Genomic DNA, 4,092 nt, shown 5'->3' on the forward strand with positions numbered 1-4,092 from the left:
TMGTTGTAGTGCATCATCGCTTTCATGAACGGTGGTAACACTTGGGCACGGTAACGACGCATTGAAGCTACGATACGGCCAGCAACGAAATCAGCAGTGTCTTCTAGTACTGAGTAACACTCATCAACACGCTCCATTAACTGGCGGTTGTTAAGAATAGAGGTACGCGCGCGTTCTGCTAGTAGAAATACTGGCACTTCAGATTGACGTGCTTGTAGTGCTGCTAACAAATCAACTTCTTCGTTAGAGTTAACGATTTGCTCTTCAGTTTTTTCTAGTGCTAATACTAAGCTATCGATTTGAGTCGACATGATAACCGCACGCGCATCTTCATAAGAAGTGGCAGTGATGATGCCGATGCTGCGACTCTGTAACTCTGTAATTAGCGACTTAGTTGCACGATCGGCAAAGCTGTTTGGAGTAATGTTCTGGTGTTCAATAACAAGAGTACGCATTTTGCTGGTTATATAATTGTTGTTCATAATAACGCCTGAATAAAATGATTAATGGCTGATATGTTTTATGTAGACGTCATGAATATGACGTAATAAAACGTGCTATAAATTTAATAAATAGGGAATAAATAAGGCTGGTTATTAATAAGGTTATTAATGGTTAGCGTATTTATTATTTATTCCCATTTTCACTTTTGTTGGTTATTAATAAATTAACTTGGCTTAGTTTCTGGTTTTGTATCACGAGCAGCAATGAAGCCGTAGAAGATATAACCGAGTAGCATTAATATGGTACCGCCAAATACTGCAGTTTCACCACAAGCATAGACGCCATAGATACTGTAAAGAACCGCCAATGTACCCACGGTTGCACCAATACGGTATTGCTTTTGAGATACCATGTTCTTGCGAAGTAGCACTTCCAAACCTGTCATAGATAGGATGTAAGGTACCATGTTAATGAATACTGCAAGGTTCAATAGTGCGTTGAATTGGCTGATCAAGTTAGGAGAGATAGTCATCACTGCGAGTAAAATCTCAGCAGCTAACATGATTAACATTCCAGCTACAGGCACGCCTGCTTTGTTGGTTTTAGCAAAGATTTTAGGGAATAGACCTTCATCTGCTGCTGCTTTAGAAACCTGTGCGTTAGTGAACTGCCAGCCAAGTAGTGAGCCGATACATGCGATAACCGCAGCTAGAGTAACGATGTTACCCACCATAGGGTTAAACATGTGGCTGAACACTAAACCAAACGGTGCCGTTGATGCTGCAAGTTCTGAGTTAGGAATAATACCTTGAATAACACCAGTAGATGCAATGTAAACGATCGCTGCGAAACCAGTACCAAACAGTACTGCAAGCGGTACGTTACGCTCTGGATTTTCAACTGCATCAGAGTTAGCACCCGCAGATTCAATACCTAGGAAAGCCCATAAAGTCAGTGCGATACCAGAAGATACAGAGTGCATAGTGGTGTCGTTATGTGGATTCCATGCATTCATGAATGTTTGTGGATCGAACCACCACCAACCGATGATAGACAGACCCGCAACCGGAATAATGATACCCCAAACAGTGAACGCTGAAATTTGACCAGTGATTTTCGCACCGCCAAAGTTAGCTACCATAGTGAAGACAAGAATCGCAACCACACCGAAGAAAGTGTGTATCGGTGTATCAAGCCAAGGTATAAATGGTTTGATGTAACCTAATGCTGAAACGGCAATCGCCACACAACTAATAACTAGACACACGTAGTAAGTATAAGAAGATATGAAAAAAGATGACTTACCGTGTGCTTCTTGTGCGTAAGCTGACATACCGCCAGAGCGTTTACAAAGTGCACCACACTTAGCGAACGTGTAAGCAATACACATTGCGCCTAACGCAGTCACAATCCAAGACAACATTGAAATTGCACCAACTTGCGCCAAGCTTGCTGGTAGCATAATAATACCAGAGCCCATCATGTTAACTGCAACAAGTACAGTTAAGCCAACGAGTCCCATTTTTTTAGTGCCAGTTTCCGATGACATTATATTCACCTATGATTTGAAGGGAGATAAACCTATTTTAAAAAAAGAATTTGTCTTTATTTAAATAAATCGATTCCATGGTGAGTTATTTGTTATGGTGGTGATAAACCCTTAATTACTTCAAATTAAATATTTATTACCGAGATAATTGCAATATAGCTATTTACGATTGAATACCTTCAATCTAAATACTTATCTTTTGCTCGACCCAATATAGGACGCTATTTTGATAAAAACAAAAATTTATCAATGAAAGAAAATATTTTAGCAATGATCTTATCAATCATTAATGGTATCGAAATTCGTTCATTTTGTTTAATTATTGGATTTTATTTGGTGTTTTTTTTAACTTTTCTATTGAAAGTTATATTATTTCAATGGCTTGAGCGTTTTCGTGAGTGGTGGTTTAAAATGTGGGTTTACTGCATGTTTATGCAAGATTGCACATTAAAAAATGAGGGAAATAATTTTAAATATTAAAAAAGCGAGTAATGATATTTGTATAAATTATTTTTTAGTCTACTGGGCTGATAGATTGTTTGAGGTTGGGCTATCTTTAACAATAAAAAAATCCCTCGCTAGAGCTAGCGAGGGATTGGTAGGGTAGTCACATTATCGTGTTAGGCGATTATAGTGCGTCTTTTTTGATACAAAGAACGTGGTATTTACCGTCTTCGATCTCAGCGCCTTCAGTTTCGTGTTCGAAACCAGGGAATTCTGCGTCCCATGCTTCTAGTGCTTTCAAGTACTGGATTTGAGGACTTGTATCATCACCGAAGTTTTCGCCACCCATTAGCATTGGAATGCCTGGTGGGTAAGGAATAACAGAGTTCGCTGCAACGCGGCCAACAAGCTTGTCAGAAGGCACTAGCTCTACGTCATCAGACACGACGAACTGGTAAGCAGTACGTGGCTTCACTTCCATTTCTGGAAGGCTTGAGTAAGCGTGGTTTAGTACTTGGCTTGGGTTGTGACGTACTAGGTATTCAAACATTCTGTTACCAAGATCTTTAAGACCAAGACCGCGGTAAACTTCTGGAGCAGAAGCTACTAGCTCTGGCAGTAATGTTTCGATATCTGCGTTTGCATCGTAGTGACGCTTGAATGACAACAGAGTGTTGATCAAGGTGTCACGCTTACCTTTAGTAATACCCATTGAGAATAGGAACATGACTTGGAAGTCAGTAGTACGGGTTGGTACGATACCGAAACGACCTAGGTATGCAGTAACAAGTGCTGCTGGAACACCTGTTTCTAGGAAGTTACCGTTGTCGTCAAGACCCGGAGTTAGCAAGCTAACTTTGATTGGATCAAGCATACACCAGTCATTGTCGATTTCGTCAAAGCCATGCCACTTGTCGCCAGGAGTTAGTTTCCAGTTCTGTTGAATAGTCATTAGAGACTCAACAGAAGCGTCTTCGAAATTAACTTTGTCGCCGTTCATTTCTGTAACAGTTTCAGCGTTCCAAGGCTTGAAGAACCAATCGTTTTCAGCCGTGTAATCGTTAAATAGTTGACGCATGTTTTGACGGAAGATGATCGCTTCGCGGTTCACTTCGTTCGTTAGCGATAAACCACTTTCGCCTTTCATCATGTTAGCAGCAACATCGTTAGACGCACAGATTGCGTATAGTGGTGATGTTGAAGTATGCATCATGTAAGCTTGGTTGAAGCGGTCAAAGTTGATCGCGTTTTCACCGTTACGTACATGAATGTATGATGCTTGAGACAATGCATTCAATAACTTGTGCGTTGAGTGCGTTGCAAATACAGTAGGACCTGTGTGGTCTTTCGCATCGCCACGCATTGCGTAGTGACCCTTGTAGATAGGGTTAAAACGTGCGTAACCAAACCAAGCTTCGTCCATGTGAATACGGCTAGAGCTTTCGCCTAGTAGCGCTTCAGTCACTTCTGAGTGGTAACATAAACCGTCGTAAGTACAGTTAGTTACTACAGCGTAGCTGGCTTTTTTCTCATCAGCGTTGAATGGAATACCGGCATTTTTCGCTTTAAGCGCAATGCCTTCTTTGCTCATTTGAACTTTGCTGATTGGACCGATGATACCGTAGCAGTTACGGCTAGGCACCATGTAGATTGGA

Annotated in this window: 2 protein-coding genes and 1 pseudogene; all 3 read right to left on the reverse strand. The window is 41.0% G+C overall.

Features of this window, described 5'->3' with window-relative positions; genetic code table 11:
* The coding region (locus G6R09_RS19760; protein ID WP_304622204.1) for an Orn/Lys/Arg decarboxylase N-terminal domain-containing protein at positions 1–482 on the reverse strand (482 nt) is incomplete at its 3' end.
* Positions 483–667: 185 nt separating this feature from the next.
* Positions 668–1,993: a putrescine-ornithine antiporter gene (gene potE / locus G6R09_RS19765; protein ID WP_065168669.1), complete on the reverse strand. Its 1,326-nt coding sequence runs from the start codon at positions 1,991–1,993 to the stop codon at positions 668–670.
* 628 nt (positions 1,994–2,621) lie between these two features.
* Positions 2,622–4,092: pseudogene (locus G6R09_RS19770) on the reverse strand (arginine decarboxylase); the annotation flags it as partial.

It is taken from the genome of Photobacterium sp. Alg240-V54, assembly GCF_900537155.1.
Taxonomy (GTDB): Bacteria; Pseudomonadota; Gammaproteobacteria; order Enterobacterales; family Vibrionaceae; genus Photobacterium.